We start from the raw sequence: 16834 nt of genomic DNA, 5'->3' as shown, positions 1-16834 counted from the left end.
AACTAACCAACGAGTAGACCCTACTCAGTTTAAAATGTGCTCTAGCCTGAGAAAGAATCTTTGGACAAAAGTGTTTGGTCCTAAGGTAGAATGCACCGAATACCACGACAAAAGAAGAAGAATCAAGACTAAAGTATGGAACCAAAACTATGTATTGTACTCTTCTATTGGTATATCGGTACGTGCCCAAAAACGCCGCGCCAGAGTATGGTGGGCAAACAAGGTAGATGAGCTGGAGCTGGGTATTCACCAAGCGTCTTTCCGCTATCCTAAGTTAAAAGTACAGTGGCCAGACTTCAGCACCAACTATTTTTATACTGATCGCAACGGCAACATGGTCAATCAGTGGGGACAAGCAGTAGGTAATCCTTTAGGACACCCTCAAAGCATTTTCGATGCTTTCCCAATCAAAGACAAAGACCGTGAGTTTTTTACTATTTACACCAGTTTGCCTATAGTAAAGTCATTGTTTAAAAATGGCAAATTGATAGAGGTAAAAGGCAAAGACATCAACAAGTTGATAAAAAGCCAAGTGGTAAGTAATGTAAAAAGGTTTTGGAAAAAAGCCGAGAAAGAATTGGAAGGTAAGCCAGTAATGGTAGCCGAGTTGCCAGGTACTTACAACGAAAAAGACCTCACAGTAACTTATATTGACTGGAGCAGCAACAAAACCAACGAAAATGCCATCCGCAAGATTTTTGACTGGAACACCGCCCAAATCGGGTTTAAGAAAAACCTGGGTGATGGTAAAGCCGTGGGCTTCAATAACTTTAAGTTAAAGAAGACAGCCCAATCTTATAAAGAGCTATTACTTACGGGCTACGGTGCCGGACGCCGTGGTGGCACCTGGAAAGGCGGACAAGTAGTATTTACAGATGAGCGCTAGGCTTAGTAGTTTACTCAAATAACAAGGCTGTCTCATAATTCAAACGTTGCCAAATTTTATGAAGGAAAAACGTTTTTATATTATGAGATAGCCTCACTTAAACTTGATGAATTCCCACTAAAACTTGAACTTCAGTTTTTCCAAGGCATCGATGAGTGGCGTTTTTAGTCTTCGGCTTATCGGTATCTGCTCCCCCCCTATCTGCACATAGTTTTCGGTTACTTTATCTACCCTTCTAATATTTACTGTATACGATTGATGCACTTGAATAAAATATTGCTTGGGCAATAGTTTGGTAAGTTTACTCAAGGGCATACGCACTTTTACTTGTTGGTGGTCTGTGAGGGCAATAATGACTTGCTTTTTTTCTACTTTTAGGTAGTAAATATAATCTATAGGCACTTTTTGGACTTGCCTTCCCACCTTTAGGTGAAGCGCAGACCCATCGTTCGACCGAAGAGAATTTTTGTATTTATGCATGGCTAACCTAATGCTTCGTTCCAGGGCAAGTCGATCTACGGGCTTGTTTATATACGCAAAAGGATCGGTTTGAACAGCTTGCTCAAACACTTCATCTTCTTGCATAGCAGTCACAAAAATAATGGGTACCGATGGCATTTGGCGGGCAGTATCTATTCCACTCCCGCCTCCTCTTAGTTGAATATCCATCAAAACCAAATCGGGACTAGTGGCTCTAAACAAACATAATGCTTCAGTAGGGTTATTAGCTATACCCGCTACTTGGTACCCCATATCTTCTATCATTATCTCCAGGGCGCTGGCATAAATATCGTCATCCTCAATAATTAAAACTTTCATAAGTTATCATTTTACTTTAACAGACTCCAAAAAGAGTTATTTTTTTATTTAGATGTAAACACAAAACAATGCTCGCAATAGTTGAAGAACGCAACATATATTCACAGGTTTTTATAAAAATACGTAATGATTGACTGCTTATACAAAAAGATACGAAACAAGCAAAAAAAACGCTCCCTCAGTCCACTCATTTCATTCAATACTGGCTCAACCTCAGGTAATGATTTTGTTATAAGCATTGCGGCAGGGTTAAATATAACTATCATACTATGAGTAAGTTACCCTTACTTGTAACCTATAGATAATTACTTACTGCTCATACCCCTATTTCCTTGTAATGATTAAACTAAAGAGCCGTTATTTTTCACAAAACTCAGATAAAATGTAGTACCCGTACCCAAGGTACTTTCGGCGGTAAGTTTGCATTGGTTAAACTGAGCAAATTCCCTACAAAGGGTCAGCCCAAGTCCACTGCCTTTTTCACCTCTCACTCCTTGCTGGCTTTGTACTTCACCAGCCCCCAATGCCTCATCAAGGGTTGCCTGATTCATGCCCGTACCCGAATCTTTAATCATCAGGGTTACTTGATCTTGATGGCTCTCTATGCTTATGTGTATGGTGCCTTTGTCGGGTGTAAACTTAACCGCATTGCTGATGAGGTTGTGCACCATGCTAGAGGTAGAGGGTTTATCTGCCCACACCTGCCCATCATTGCCTAAAGATAGTTTTATGTGAATATGGTGTATACCGATGAGCGTTTTAAAGTTATTCAAACAATCTTCTACGATTCCCCTTAAGTCGAGTAACTCAGGGTTATAAGAAATGAGCTTTTGCTGAACAAGCGCCCAGTTTAATAAGTTATTGAGCAAGTTGTTCAAGCTTTTGGCCGATTGGTGGATTTGATTCCCCAGCTTTTTTATTCTTTCAGGTTTGTTTTTATCCAGGTAATGATGAATGAGGTTATTTACTTCTTGAAAAGAGGCTAAAGGTCCTCGCAAGTCGTGGGCAATGATACCAAAAAAACGGTCTTTGGTACGGTTCAGTTTTTTGAGTTTTTGGGTGCTTTGTTGCAAGTCCTGATTTTGTTGCTGAATCAAACGCTGTTGTTTTTCAAGCTTTTGCCTCGCTAGTTGTAATGCTTGATTTTGCTGTTGCACTTCTTCGTAAGACTCTTCCAATTGGTAGGTACGCTCAGCTACCTTTTGTTCCAGCATTTCTTTTTGCGACACCACGAGTTGCTCGTTTTCCTGGGTTTTCAGCAGTAGTTTGCCTTGGGCTTCATACCTGTCTTTTTTTATTTGGTTGATTTTATCACCCAAAGCAAAGGAGAAAAACAATACCTGTAATGCAATGCCAATCGAAGGAGCCTGATGTATGAGGTAATAAGATGAAGAGATCAAATCAAACACCTGAAGAGCTTTAATCCAATAACCCATTGCGTAGAATATCCAGGCAATGAGGTAATAATAGGCGACTTTTACCCCATTGAAATACAAATAAATGGCATTGACTATGAATAATACAGCACAAACAAACGAAAAAGACATGGCAAAAGGCATCCAGTGAAACCACCCCCCAAGCACAAATAAACCCAATGCCACCGCTCCCATTGCCCAAACTCCCTTATGACTCAACATACATTGTTGACTCGTATCAAGAAAGTACACCGCAAAAATACTATTTACAAAAATCACCAAAAATAACAGTTGGTCTAGTGAAAACCACCAGAAGTCTGGAGCGGAAAATATAGACACAAAATGTCCACTTACAACCAACATTATCAAAACATTGAGCACTTCTAACACTACATATAGCAGGTAGGTCACTTCTCGCAAAGCAAAAAATATAAAAAGGTTGTAAATAATAAGTGCCAGTACTGCTCCATATAGCAAAGCACTGATAATGTTTTGTTCTATGAGGTAGTGGTTGTAGTGGTCAGCCTCGTATAGTTTGAACCGAAAAATGGTAGCAGTCGTGCTAGAGTGTAGTTTTACGTAAATAGTGGTTATATCTGCCTGGCTGTTGAGTACAAAAGGTAAGTTGGTATTAAACAATACCAATGATTTTCTATCAAATTCACCGTTTACTATGCCTGCTTTTTTAGCTGCCCACTGCGGAGTTTTGTTTGTATTTTGTTGATAAAAAAACGTCACCTGCTCTATACGGGTAAACAGCTCAAGTACCAGCGCCTGGTGCAAGCGTTGGTTGGGACGCAGACAAATTTTTACCCAATGCGTTTGTCGGTCATAGCCCCAGTGCAAACGCGGAATATTTTTGAACTTTTGCTGGTAGGCAGGTGATAAAATATCTTGAAAAGTAAGTTGGTGCCGGGCATCGGGCAACCAAGTGATATGGACAGTCGTTAGATCCATCACCTCAAAGCCTGGCGATAAATGAATGAGCGATTTTGGGGTAGTTTGGGCAAATAATAGCGAACAATTAAGGGTTGTAAATAAAAGGCACAGCCAAGCAATGGACAAGTTTGCCTTGGTGTAGGAAGTATACATCTTTCTTTTAAAACTTGTGGTATAGGTATAGTATAGTTTGATAAACTCTAAGGAATGATAAAGGCAATGGTTGTGTAGTTACGCCTGACAAACCATTACGAATACCATTGGGTATATAAACTTAATCATTATTCCAGTCGCTTGCTAATATACCCTTGCGCCTAAGATGTAATAAATACAGCCCTAAATCAGATAATTTGCATAAAACAAATATTTTGCGATGTATTATTACCAAAGAAACCCTCTAACTATTTCCACTGTTTCATTTGACCAGATTTACCCGAAAAACGACCGAATTTACCCTTAAGTCACTAATTTTCAGGGTCACTTCTATTACCAGGTATTTTGATGCCTAAAAAAACTGCGTTTTTTTACAAAATATCATACGATTCATATTTTTCAAAAAAAATACCCTGTCTACTCAAGTTTATTACCACCCCACCTACTATCATCCCACTATTCCAGCCTAGGCAAAATAATGGGATACATCAACCACGCTCATTCACTGATTTTATAAACCGTTAAAAATCAGCGTACGGCAAAACCCATAACTAATCGCAGCGCAAGGGATAAAATCTCACACTTGGTAGAGAGAGCGGGGATACCTACTTCTTATTAAACACCAACTCTAGGTCACCAGTGACCGTAATGGGCAAAGGGATAGTAGGCAAGGTAATGCTTTGACTAATGGTAGCTTTCAATACCAGGCGACTATCAGTTACCTCCTGAAGTGTATAAGTATCTGGAATTTTCACCCCAGTCAATGGAAAGTTGCCAATATTGGGTAAGGTAAAGGTAAAACCGTCTAGTTTTATTTGAGTATCGTTGCTTTGCAATGACCAGGTACCATTGACGGTTTGCGAACCAGTAGTACTACTAAAAGAACCATCTGCCATGAGGTCTATCGTGACTGAATCTATCTTAAAAGGTTGGTTTACTTCAGACAAGTCTATGCCAAAAGCACTCACGCTTGGGGTAGCAGTCTCACCTTGCCATTTACCTATCAATTGATCCCTTACTGGAGCCGCTTCGTCTTTCTTTTTGCAACTCACGCCTACCACAATCAAACTTATCAATACAAATATTTTAAAAATATGCTTCATTCCTTTAGTTTTTAAGTGTACCACTGCAAAATGCTGTCGGTAAGGCTGGTATACAACGCATTTGCCGACGGGTTATTCTTAAGGTATTGCAAATGGTCTTGAATGACCTTGGTGTCATTACGTACTGCGGGACCAGTTTGTGTCTCACGAGGATCATTGTTTAAGGCTTTTTGAATGGTTTCCTGAATCAAAGGCTTCAGCAGATCAAATGAAATGTCTTCGCGCTGTAAGATATGCGCCGACTGAGCAAATAAGTGGTTGGTAAAGTTGCAGGCAATCACGGCAGCTACATGCAACACCTTGCGCTCAAAACTATTGATAGAATGTATGTTGGGGCTAAGCTGGCTTGCCAGGTCAAACAAAATAGTTTCAGTATTGGCATTGATGCCTTCTATGCAAAACGGAATGGCAGTAAAGTCTACTGGAGAGTTTTTGCTAAATGTTTGTAAGGGGTAAAAAACTCCAAAATCGTTGTTACCATTGAGGTGTTCAAACACTTGTAAGGGAGTATTGCCTGACGTATGCGCAATAATTGTTTGAGGGGGCAACTGCATTTGGGCTACCAGTGGAGCTATAGCATCATCTTTGACCGCGACAATGGCCAGGTCAGCCCCTACCTCGCTAAAATTGGTATGGTTGGTAGCAAGTGCATTGTTGAGCTGCTGGGCCAGCAATTGGGCATTGTCAAGGTGACGGCTATAGACTACACTGATGTGATTTCCTTTTTGCTCAAGCGCAGTGGCCAGGTGCCAGGCAACATTTCCTGCGCCAATCATCAAAATATTCATACAATAAACTTATTATAAATGTCAAGTCAAGATAGTATTTGTTAATAGCACCCGCAGGGGCAAGCTTCAAGCGACAAGCCACAAGTCCTTAGATACCGATGAATATCGGTGCTAGACCCTGTTTAACTCCGTTGAGCTCATCACAGCAAGCTGTAGATTCGGTTCACAAGTAACTACACTTTTATATCACGTTGATTTTCAGTGATTTATGAAAAGCGTAGTTAAAAGTCGATAGCTATATGTAAATAATAGAGTACCAGCAAAATATTGAGAACTAATAGTTTACATAGCATTTCACTGTCATCTTCGTTGTTCATATTACTTACCTTATTAAAGCTTCAACATATTTTTATAGAGTAAATAATAGGCAGTTTGACTTTATGGGCATCAAAAACATTGGACAATTAGTTTGTGGCTGCAAATGTATAAAAATAAAAAAAGGGTTGCCGATAATTTACCGACAACCCAGGTAGTTTTTAAAAAAAGTTATTTTTCACCATTCCTTACTTAGATAAAATCAAAGTGCTGTACAGGGTATTGTTCAACTCCGGAATAGTAGAACCATACTTAGCATTGATCACCTTGATCATTTCATTGGTAGCTACCGCATTTCCGGCAGGAGTCAAATGAATACCATCTAAACTAAAAATACCTCCTTGAATAAAGGTTGTACGGTAAGTAATCCCATTGAGTGTGACTCCATCAGCAGTGGCAGCTTGCCCCAGTGTTACATTAATATCCAAATAGGCCAAGCCTCTGGTGTCTGCCTCTGTTTTGATAATAGCATTGTATGCGTCAACAGCAGTGTTACAAGCAGCAGCTTCTGTTTTATCCAATACCAGGTCAGTACCCAAAGGATTGCTAGGGTGTAACCCATAAGGAAAACCATTGTTTGCTCCAGCATCTGTCTTACCCAAAGAAGCATAATTGGTTTGTTTACCCAACAAGAAGAAATCTTCTATAGTAGCTTTACGCACTGTAGCCCCGGTGCCTTCAGTAATGTAAATATCAGCATTGTCTGGTCCCCCACCCGCTTTTACTGCAGCTTGTAGGCTCACTAATGTTACCGTAGTAAAATGAGCAGCAAAAGTAAGCTTAGGAATAGTAATCAATATGCCTTTGGCACTCCCAAACTTGTCTAATAAACTCTTGTAGTTTGTTTCAAACATAGCAGTAGGGGTTATAAACTCCGGAGCAGCGCCTCCATCTACTGCATACCTAAGTACATCGTTGCCTCCCATCCAGCAACTAAAAAACGTCACCCCTGAAGACTTAGCTGTCACAAAGTCTACATAATTACTGGTAGCATCGCTGGTGCCCAGCAAACGCTCAAAGTAGTTGTTGAAACCAGCTGCGTTGTTAAAGCCATAACCTGCTGTGGTAATTTCAGCGACTTTGATACCCGGTATGCCCAGGTTATTCAAGTCTCCGGTGTATTTTTCCAATAAATTGGTTTTACCATCGGCACCCACCCCTATGATTGCCAGGTTACTGGTTTCGTTCACAATGGTAGGCTTTAGATCAGTAAGTTTCAAAAAGCCTGAGCCATTTTCTTTGCCTGCACCAAAAGTAGGCTGTACAAAAGCACCGCCACTTACCTGGGCAAACTGCCCTGCCAACAAGTTTGGAAAAGCATATTGCATACCATCGTTGTATAACCCACCATTGGTCAACCCAGCGGTAAGCGAATTACCCACCGCTATGTATTTGCTAAAATCAGCGGTTCCGGCCGATGCTGCAGTAGGCAATGTAGGAGTAGGCGAAGGGGTTACCTCTTTGCACGAGGTAAAGCCTATAAACAATAGTCCGATAAGAACTAAAATGATAGGGTTTTTTCTCATAACTATCATTGTTTTAATCTTAATATATTTTGAATGTTTTTGAATCTGAATAATTGAAAAGCAGGTTGCCAATACTAAGCACAAACAACCTTTGGCAAGCTTAATGTTAGTTAAGCGCCTGATCAAACGTGATAGACAAATAATACATTTGACCAATGAAAGGGGCACCAAAACTGGTGCGATAATCATTGTTGCCAATGTTAGACGCACCTAACTTCACGATAGACTTCAAAGATTTGATTTTGTAGTTTACCTGAGCATCTAACACTCCATAAGCAGGTATATACCCGTGACCAAAGGCAGATCTCCACAAGAAACGGTCTTGCCAACGGTAGTTGATAGAAAAACCTAAGTTTTTAATCAGTCCACCACGGTTGATGAGACCCAGTTTGTAACGATCGCCTGGCGTGTTAAACGCAATCTGAAATTCGTCGTCCGGATCAATATCAGCACTGAAAAGCGCTGCGCTATAGTTACCCGTTACAATAAAGTTTTTGGGCAATTTGTAGCTTACGCCAATTCCCAGACCCTGTGAGTTTACTGGTACTTTAGAGTTGATATAAGGACGGAAAGCAGTTCCGGCTGCCCAGCTTCCGGTAGGGGCAGTACCTGCATTTTTGGCAAACACTGTCTGCTGGTCCATAAAATTGTTGTATTGGTTAAAGTATCCATTGATATCAATCAATACCTTATTGGCAATCAATCCTTTGTACCCTACTTCAAAAGCGGTCAGTTGCTCTGGTTGGATAAACTCAAGGTTTACAGTATTGCCTTTACTATCTGTGGCGCCTCCCTGAAACAAACCATACTGTTCGGCGTTGGCTTTGGTACTACCCAATAAAATACCTGAAGTACTTGGGAAGTAAATAAATTGTGCCTGAGTGTCAGGGTTACGGAAACCAGTCTGGAATGAAGCTCTGAAGTTATGCTCACGTTCTTTACCCGCCGAATATACCAAAGAAGCACGTGGCGTGATTTGCCCGTCAAAGTTTTCGTTTTTATCAAAACGAATAGAAGCAGTTATTTTTAAGCGATCTTTCAACAGTTTTTTAGAAACCTGAGTATATACACCAAATTCACCAATTTTAATCCGTTCAAAAGTGCCATTCCCTCGGTTTTCGTTAAATACAGTCCCATCAGAAAACAAGTCGTACTGACGGTAGTTACCCCCTACCTGAATCTCGGCAAAATCAATCATATCGCTAAAGTTATAATTGAACTCTGCATGGTAAAGGCGGGAATTATCTATAAACCCAGCGCCCCCTCTCTGAAAAACACCCTCTCTTACTGTTTTCAAAGTAGACTCTGCCAAACCGTTGCTTGTACCCGGTTGTACGGCAGCATAAGCAGCAGTTTGTGCTGCAGCAACCTGTTCAGCGGTAGGCGTATTGCCTGCCAATAAAGTAGGCAATAAAGCACTGGCATAAGTACCAATATAAGTAGGTGCAAGCGTAGAAGTAGTCAAAAGACCCATAGCCGTCATATTGTAAGAATCTCCGTCATCGGTTTCAGACATATACGCTCTGGCAAAAAAGTTAGCCCCTTTTACCTCTGCCTTGTAATAAGTTTGAGTAAAGTCTCTCAAAGCATAACGCTCACCTCCCTGGTATACCGAAGAACCAGAACCACGACGGAAACTGAAACTGGCTTCTATCTTAGGTGTGATACGATAATGCAAAGCTGCGCTAATTTTCATACTGCGGGCATCAAAAGACTCTAACATTTCTTCTTCTTTGTAGCCTAACCTTCGCAATGGTACCGTTCCTAAAGACTGCAGACCATTGGCTACCACCCCTTGTGCCAGTGCGGTATTGCCTCCAAACTGACTTGCCAAAGTAGCGGCAAAAGCAGGGTTGTTAATAACACCCAATGCCACTGTATTGGCAAACGAAGCTGTTCCAAAAGGAGCTACAATAGGCACTTCGTCTCCGTAGCTGTTCAAACCATCAAAGGAAGGATCACCAATGGTAGGCTGGGTTTCATTTCTTAGCGTAGTTACATCGGTACGGTGCGTTACATAATCGTTAGACCGCCAATCTTGTGCCTGAGACAAAGAGAAGTTTACCTTAAAAGCAAGCTTGTCTTTAAGGAAAGATTTGGCATAACGGATAGAAGTGTTATATAATGGCTGATTGCCATAAGCAGTAGCACCGTCTTTGGCAGTGTTTGAAGTGGCCACCCCTCCTTTTACCAATACACTAAGGCCTTGGTATTCAAAAGGGCTTTTACTATTCATCATCAAAATTCCATTAAAGGCATTGGGACCATACAATGCCGAAGCAGCACCTGGTACCAGTTCCATGCTTTCCATGTCTAGCTCCGAGATACCTACCACATTACCCGTAGGGAAGTTTAACAAAGGCGCAGCATTGTCCATTCCATCCATCAACTGTACCATACGCACATTGGATATAGTAGCAAAACCACGGGTATTAATTGAAGCGAAGTTCATACTACCCTTATTTATGTGTACTCCTTTGAGGTTGGCAAGTCCATCATAAAAATCAGGTGCCGCCGTATTTTTAATGGCAATGATGTCCATCTTTTCAATCGTTACCGGAGACTCCAGAATTTTTTCCTCCACCCTTGAGGCAGATACAACTACTTCTCCAATAAGACTGTTACTTTCTTTGAGACTTACCTGAATGTTACTATTACTTCCGGTAATATCAACAGTTTGACTAGCATAACCTATGTAAGAAATTTTGAGTTTAAAAGGTGTTGGTTGGCTTACAGACATACTAAAAGAACCATCTGCCCTGGTGGTGGTTCCTTGTACTGTTCCATCTACAACAATGTTTACCCCAACCAGACCTTCTCCGGTCTTGTTATCTTTTACTACCCCCGACAAAGTTACTTGTGCCTGGGCATAAGCAATAGATAACAGGCAAACAAAAATAGAAAACAGAAGTTTACGTAAATGTTTCATCATAAACTAAAAATTTAATTTGTTTTTGTGTATAAATTGTAAAATTTTGTACTATTCCTAATTTCAAATATAGTATAATAACATATATGGTCAAAAGATTACATAATTTATGTGAATATTTAAAATTGTGTTTTTTTCAATCTGTTTATCACTTCCATAACAATGTAATGATTTTAGCAGTTATGTAAAAGTTCATAAAGTAACAAATTGAATGTAGCATAAAAAACTGACTAACAGTTAGTTACAACTCATAGCAATGTACACTATATTTACTTGGTTGATTGGGTGAGTCACCCAAAAGGAATGAAGGGCTGCTGGTTCCGAAAAAACCCTGAAAATCAAACCAAAACCCATATAAACTTACGTCTGAGGTCGCATCGTAACCATCCACACTACAGACAAACTTATAAGTACAGGTACTTTGTGGAAACTTATATAGTTTGAGCAAAATCAATGAAAAAACTGCTGCTCCACCCCAAAGCCCTCCCTCTTGAACAAGGAAAAACAGGATGTAAGGTTTTATATCAATTAAAACCATTTACTCCAAAAGAGAAAATAAGCCCATTTTTTCAAACCATTGATCAAAAATATCGTTTAAATTGCCCTGCTACTTAGTTTACCCTACAGTTGGGCAACCATTTTTTCACTTGCCTGGCAAGTGTTTTATCCGACACATTTACATAAATGAGATTGGTAAGACGTGTCAATTCTTCGGGCAACGCAGTCAACGGATTATTGCCCAGATTCAATACACGCAACTGAGTGAGTTGCCCTATTTCGGGTGGTAGGGTGGTGAGCTGATTATCTCTTAGAATAAGTGATTCAAGCGAAGTCATTTGTCCAATAAAGCCAGGCACTTCAGTCAACTTATTATCCATCAAATCCAGCTTCTCTAACCGACCCAGTTGAGTAATACTTGGCGCAATCTGGTTGATTTGCCCATGTGACAATATCAACACACGCAACTTTGTAAACTTACTGATATGCGCTGGTATGGCTGTCAATTGGTGAAAGTTCATACTTAACTCTTCCAGTTGCCTGAACTGGGTCAATCGTTGAGGTATTTGCGGGCTGTACCAATAAGTAAAATACAGGTGGGTAAGATTAGGCAGGCGCTCTATGCCCGTTGGAATAAGCAACGAACGCGCTGCCTGATTGTTGAATGTTTCAAACTTAAGTCGCTGGATATGGGCAATGTCTTTGATTTGGTCAGCCACTTTAGCCACTTCAAAATTAACCGTAAGCCAAGGAATCGCCTGATTGTTTTTGTATTCTTTCGTTGTCAGGCACTCTATCACCCTGGCAAAAAAACGTCCTCCTTGTTCAAATATCTTCTCTTTGCCATATTCTTTACAAGCAAAAGCGTGGTCTATAAAGCGCTCAACAGAAAATGACGCATACACTTGTCCAATTTGTTGGATGCGAGCCTGATCAAAAGCAGAAGCACTGCTGGCATACCCCAACACCAACGCCTGTAGCAAAGCAGGCAAGTATTGGGCAAACAGTTTTTTGACCAACTTATGCAACGCCTTGTCGTGTTCTGTGTACAAGTAGAGGGCTGCCAGGTTGCTATACAGCGCTGGGGGTATTACAAAATTTTGCATCAACGAAAGACCCAACATTATATTTCTGGTATCGCTACTGAGCAATAAATGCGTGATTTTTTCAAGGTTCTTGTCAGACATCAGGGGCAAGCTCACCATTTGCTGCTGATACCATTGCTTCAGCAAGCCTTCGGTAAAACACTGTGTCTGTGGATACCTATTTAGATGCTGCTGCAACAAGGCTTCTTTGTCTTTAAATCCTGGTGCCAATACCACATGGGTAACTTGGGCATGCAACGTGGCACTTATTTTTACTTGTTGTGTTTTGAGCACCCTTTTCACTTCCTTGACCTCGTACTGGGTAGCTTTACCCGCCAAAAAAAGCACACTTTCGGCAGTAATTGGCACTTGGCGCTGTGTCACAATGTATTGCTCTATCAAAGTCAGGGTATATTTTACCACATGTGTAGTTTTAAGCTCCAGTAAAGGTATAAGATCATACACATTGTGGCACATTTCCTGGGCTTGCTGCCAATGGTTTTGGTAAAGGTAAAAAGCTATTTTTATTGTATCAGGCGATAATTGCTGCTTTAGGGCTTGCAACTCTTGAAGAAAGAAGGCTTGCTTTTTAGTATAAGGAGAAGTATTCTTTGTGAAAACTAACGTATCTAACTGATGAAAAATATCGGCAAGTCCAGGGGGCATGTCTTTCATCAGGTTACCGTCTAAATCGAGGCAACGCAAACGATGCAGACGGGCAATACCGGGTGTCAAATAGGTAAACCTGTTTTCGTGCAAACTCAAGTACTCCAGTTTATCCAATGCCAACATCCATTCAGGCAACGTGTCAGGGGCGTTGTCAAACCAGCCCCAACGCGCCATATCAAGTACGGTCAACTGGGTAAACTCAGGCAAAATATCGGCAATATTGGCACTTGGAAACAAATGTAGCACTTTAAGGTGTTTGAGCCGGGTAAAACGTGTGGGTAGTTTTTCGTCAGCTTCCATAGGATGACAAAAATACAAACACTCAAGATTTTTCAACTTAGTGAGCTGTTTGATCGTATGCCCCAAATCCAGGTCAAAGTTAGCTGAAATATCAAGCGAGGTTACATTTTGTAATTTGGTAAAATTAGCTGGGAGCTTTCTTAGGTTACAGTCGTTCAGACTTAAGTGCAAACCTTGGGGCAGTTGGCACAATACCTCTATTGCTTGCTCCAAATCTAAACCAAAGTTTTTTTGCAAAACCACTTCTTTGAGGCAAGGCAAAGTCCCCAATGCTTCGGGCAGTTTCTTAAGTAAGTTATCTCGTAAATCGAGCTTTTCGAGCGCCTGCCATTCGGCTATTCTGGGCGACACTACTTTGATGCGGTTATGCTTGGCAATGAGTACCTTAAGACTTTTGTTTTCAAACAATACATCGGGCAGGTCAACAAAATAGTTTTTGTTAATGTCAAGATATTCAAGTTTATCGAGCCGGGCAAAAGAGGCAGGCAAGGTTTTGAGGCGATTGTGGTTAATGCCCAGTTTAAGCAAACCAGGAAAGTCTCCCACCCTATCATCCAATGTCTTGAGCTTTTTATGCCCATAAAACAAGTCTTGCACTATGGCAGCCTCTTTCAGAGCTGCTTCAAAATCCAGGTATCTTTTCATTCTCACAAATGGTTGATTTAATAAAGGTGTTGGCTGGCAAGCAACTAAGAATGAATACATTGTCGTGATGAACGACACCTGCAATCATATTTCTTGATTAAATATAGCAAACCCACTTTGTATTTGCAACCTAATAAAAAAGCCTTGGTTCAGGTACCAAGGCTTGCTTTTAATTTTCAAAAACCAGGCGCAAAACAACTACAGTTCCTGAAATGATTTGGCTACCTGACCAAAAGTACCTTGATATTTTTTCCGCTGGCTTGCCATCGTCCAGCCCATCAACATATACAAGCTTTTTTTACCTTCTATAAAAGTGAAAAAATAAGCTACATCTGTCTCTATTTCTTTAGTACTGGCATCTATGTTTACTGTTTCTGCCTCTAAGCCATTTATTTTTATCAGCTTACCGTCATGCTTTTTGCTTATTTTCAGGTCTTGCCCCAACTGTTCCATTTTTTGTTTGCGGTAATAGCTCAATACCGATCCTCCGCTCAACTCCATTGCTTTTGACAATATCTTTTTTGCTGTAGTATCTTCGTCTATCACAATCACATACATCCCTTTGGTAGTATTTTGGTATTGCAACGATGCATATTGATTGAGTCCAATGGATCGTTTCATATACTTGGGTATTTGTATACTATATTTACCTGGTATTTTTACCAGAGTAAAATCTTCTTTGTCCAGTTTTTCGGGAGCATTGCTATTACACGACATCAGGGCACACCCTGCCCATAGGCATATCATTAAGTATGTAATCTGTTTCATATCTTTTTAGGCCATTAATTTATCTCTTTATAAACGAGGGCAAGCAGTCCAACGGTTAGGTCACCCTTAGCTAAGGTAAGGAATCCACCTCATGAAAGCATGCGTTTATTACAATAAGTTGCCTTCTCCAAATCGCTTACATCTACCGAGACAGACGCTACATTGGGGAACATTTCTACCAGGCAGGCAGTTATTTTTTTAGCCAATATACTTTTCATTTCAGTGGTTCGCCCCTCCATAATACGGGCAAATACATGGATAAAGTCTGCCTGAGTGTTGGCAGTTAGATAATACTGATAAGGGTTGAGCCTTACTTTAATATTCTGTACATCGAACAAGCCGCTGGCATTAGCAACATCAAAAACGGCTTGGACTACCTCTTCGGGCTTTTTTCTTTCTATAATGCTTTGATTGCATTCAATCACAAAATGTGGCATATTTTTTTAATTAGTTGAATACAAATGTAGGCTTTTAGTTGGTAGTTTTTAGCTTGGTTTTGTATCCAAAATTCATTTTCAATATAAACCAAAGCTTACACTCCTGGCAAGTTTCAATTCTCTTGCTTTACGCAAAAGAGTAACAAATCAGAAAATAAGGCGCATAAACTCTGGAATAAATTTTCTGTACAAGAGGAAGATTTGTTTTTGAAAAGCTTAAGGTTGCTTGATCAAACGGGCAAAAAACACGAACGCTTTAACCGTAAGAAGCTTACCGCCAAACTCTCACTGAAATAATGTAACACAAATGCAAGATTCCTCTCAAAATATAGAAGGCCAGGCACTCAAACTCTGGCAAGGTTTCACCCGTTCTCAGGCTACAGTTTTTTGGCGAAACTATCATCAGCTATTGGCCAGGTCTAAAGCCAAACAACAAGAGAATGCTACTAAACCGCCTATCGATGGTTCGGTACCAACCATACCTGTAAACACCCCTCCCCAAAAAGTAAATATTTGGACAGTATATTTGGCAATATGGGGCACAGTGATATTTTTGGGGTTTATTTTATCACTGCTTGCCGACTAATGCTTTGCCTTAAGTACTTTTTGGTATTCTTGGTACACTGACATTATATCAGGTTCGGTTTTCATCAATTGACTACGTGCTTTGCCATCTTTCATCCAGCGGTACATCCAAGACACTCCCCATTTTTTGTAGTAAACATCAGTTTGTTGGTAAACAGGGTCTTGCATTGCCTTGGTCAAACTAATAAAACTGTACTTACGTTGCCGCAACTTGCTCAATAATAAGCCTATGTAATCGGCGTTGAGGGGATTGTCATGACACAAGTAAATATGACGCACCGGACGTTTGTATTGAGCCATGGCCATTTTTTCAAAAAAAGTAAAATACTCCAGGGTCTTTTGTATATACAAATTGCCTATGCGTTGAGCTTCTTTGGGCTTGCCCTGTTTTTGGTAGTGTTCATACAAATAATTAAACATCCAGTCGGAACTTTCTACAGTAAAAGGAGTCAATATATAGTTATTGGCTTGCAGGTAATGTACAATTTGGTGGTGTTGGCTAGAGTCTTTGCCTAAGTCGTTGTAAGGAAACCGAAAATAACGCAATTTTTTGTGGTATTTTTTGGCAAGTTTCTCAGTAAACTCTTCCCCTTTTACCAAGTCTTGGGTAAACGCCTGGTACCCCACTGCCGAATACCGCAAATGACTATAGGTATGGTTGCCCAAAGTATTGTAAGGTGGATTGCCCCAGTGCATAAGCAAGCCTACATTGGCAAAAAAGCCTTGATTTTTGGAAAACTGAAGCTTACTTTCGTTGATAAAAATAGCTGTGGGTACTTTCTTCTGGTCTAATTGCCGTACCAACGTCAGCGAAGCATTGTAGGCTTTGGTATTGGGCACATCATCTATTGTAATGGCCACCTGGAGTTGAGCCAATATGCCTGGACACGCAATCAAACTAGCCATCATTAGTATCAAAAGTTTTTTCATTTTTTAAAATTTTATCCTCGTGAAGATCGTATAAATCAATCATT

At 40.4% G+C, this 16834-nt stretch carries 13 protein-coding genes; 3 read left to right on the top strand and 10 right to left on the bottom strand.

Annotation, left to right across the window (positions count from 1 at the left end; all coding sequences use genetic code 11):
* A partial coding sequence (locus M23134_RS30955; RefSeq protein ID WP_045114682.1) for a hypothetical protein occupies positions 1–886 on the top strand: 886 nt, incomplete at its 5' end.
* A gap of 117 nt (positions 887–1003) precedes the next feature.
* On the opposite strand, the gene M23134_RS30950 is transcribed toward M23134_RS30955, so the two are convergent.
* The 6 genes from M23134_RS30950 to M23134_RS30925 all read right to left on the bottom strand — a co-directional run bounded on the left by M23134_RS30950 (position 1004) and on the right by M23134_RS30925 (position 10876).
* Positions 1004–1705 carry a LytR/AlgR family response regulator transcription factor gene (locus M23134_RS30950; RefSeq protein ID WP_002703351.1) on the bottom strand — a complete coding sequence of 234 codons (702 nt, stop codon included), beginning with the start codon at positions 1703–1705 and terminating at the stop codon, positions 1004–1006.
* A 341-nt stretch (positions 1706–2046) separates the two neighbouring features.
* A complete protein-coding gene (locus M23134_RS30945; RefSeq protein WP_002703347.1) occupies positions 2047–4212 on the bottom strand; it encodes a sensor histidine kinase in 2166 nt (721 codons plus the stop codon).
* Positions 4213–4817: 605 nt separating this feature from the next.
* Positions 4818–5315: a lipocalin-like domain-containing protein gene (locus M23134_RS30940; protein ID WP_045114681.1), complete on the bottom strand. Its 498-nt coding sequence runs from the start codon at positions 5313–5315 to the stop codon at positions 4818–4820.
* A gap of 11 nt (positions 5316–5326) precedes the next feature.
* On the bottom strand, positions 5327–6103 hold the full coding sequence (locus tag M23134_RS30935; RefSeq protein WP_002703343.1) for a Rossmann-like and DUF2520 domain-containing protein: 777 nt from the start codon (positions 6101–6103) through the stop codon (positions 5327–5329).
* 503 nt (positions 6104–6606) lie between these two features.
* Complete coding sequence (locus tag M23134_RS30930; RefSeq protein WP_045114680.1) at positions 6607–7944, bottom strand: SGNH/GDSL hydrolase family protein; 1338 nt, start codon at positions 7942–7944, stop codon at positions 6607–6609.
* 106 nt (positions 7945–8050) lie between these two features.
* Positions 8051–10876 (bottom strand): TonB-dependent receptor, encoded by a 2826-nt coding sequence (locus tag M23134_RS30925; protein WP_002703340.1) that lies wholly within the window; start codon positions 10874–10876, stop codon positions 8051–8053.
* A gap of 450 nt (positions 10877–11326) precedes the next feature.
* Between M23134_RS30925 and M23134_RS41495 the strand changes: the two genes are divergently transcribed.
* Entirely contained in the window at positions 11327–11488 is a 162-nt protein-coding gene (locus M23134_RS41495) for a hypothetical protein (protein ID WP_002703337.1), read from the top strand.
* Here the strand turns inward: M23134_RS41495 and M23134_RS30915 are convergent.
* From M23134_RS30915 to M23134_RS30905, 3 genes are all read right to left on the bottom strand, one after another.
* The gene (locus tag M23134_RS30915; RefSeq protein ID WP_002703334.1) at positions 11485–14070 is read right to left on the bottom strand and encodes a leucine-rich repeat domain-containing protein; all 2586 of its coding nucleotides are present in this window, start codon (positions 14068–14070) and stop codon (positions 11485–11487) included. The two genes, M23134_RS41495 and M23134_RS30915, sit on opposite strands and share 4 nt — an antisense overlap.
* Before the next feature lie 198 nt (positions 14071–14268).
* Positions 14269–14838 (bottom strand): hypothetical protein, encoded by a 570-nt coding sequence (locus M23134_RS30910; RefSeq protein WP_157558735.1) that lies wholly within the window; start codon positions 14836–14838, stop codon positions 14269–14271.
* A gap of 89 nt (positions 14839–14927) precedes the next feature.
* A complete protein-coding gene (locus M23134_RS30905) occupies positions 14928–15275 on the bottom strand; it encodes a 5-carboxymethyl-2-hydroxymuconate Delta-isomerase (protein ID WP_002703328.1) in 348 nt (115 codons plus the stop codon).
* 307 nt (positions 15276–15582) lie between these two features.
* Here M23134_RS30905 and M23134_RS30900 point away from each other — a divergent pair, with 307 nt between their 5' ends.
* On the top strand, positions 15583–15861 hold the full coding sequence (locus M23134_RS30900) for a hypothetical protein (RefSeq protein ID WP_002703326.1): 279 nt from the start codon (positions 15583–15585) through the stop codon (positions 15859–15861).
* Here M23134_RS30900 and M23134_RS30895 read toward each other — a convergent pair.
* The gene (locus M23134_RS30895) at positions 15858–16790 is read right to left on the bottom strand and encodes a polysaccharide deacetylase family protein (protein ID WP_002703324.1); all 933 of its coding nucleotides are present in this window, start codon (positions 16788–16790) and stop codon (positions 15858–15860) included. The genes M23134_RS30900 and M23134_RS30895 overlap by 4 nt on opposite strands.
* Positions 16791–16834 lie beyond the last annotated feature (44 nt).

The organism is Microscilla marina ATCC 23134 (assembly GCF_000169175.1).
Lineage (GTDB): Bacteria > Bacteroidota > Bacteroidia > Cytophagales > Microscillaceae > Microscilla > Microscilla marina.
The sequence above is the reverse complement of the archived record's forward strand: the minus strand, read 5'-3'. Positions and strand labels throughout refer to the sequence as shown.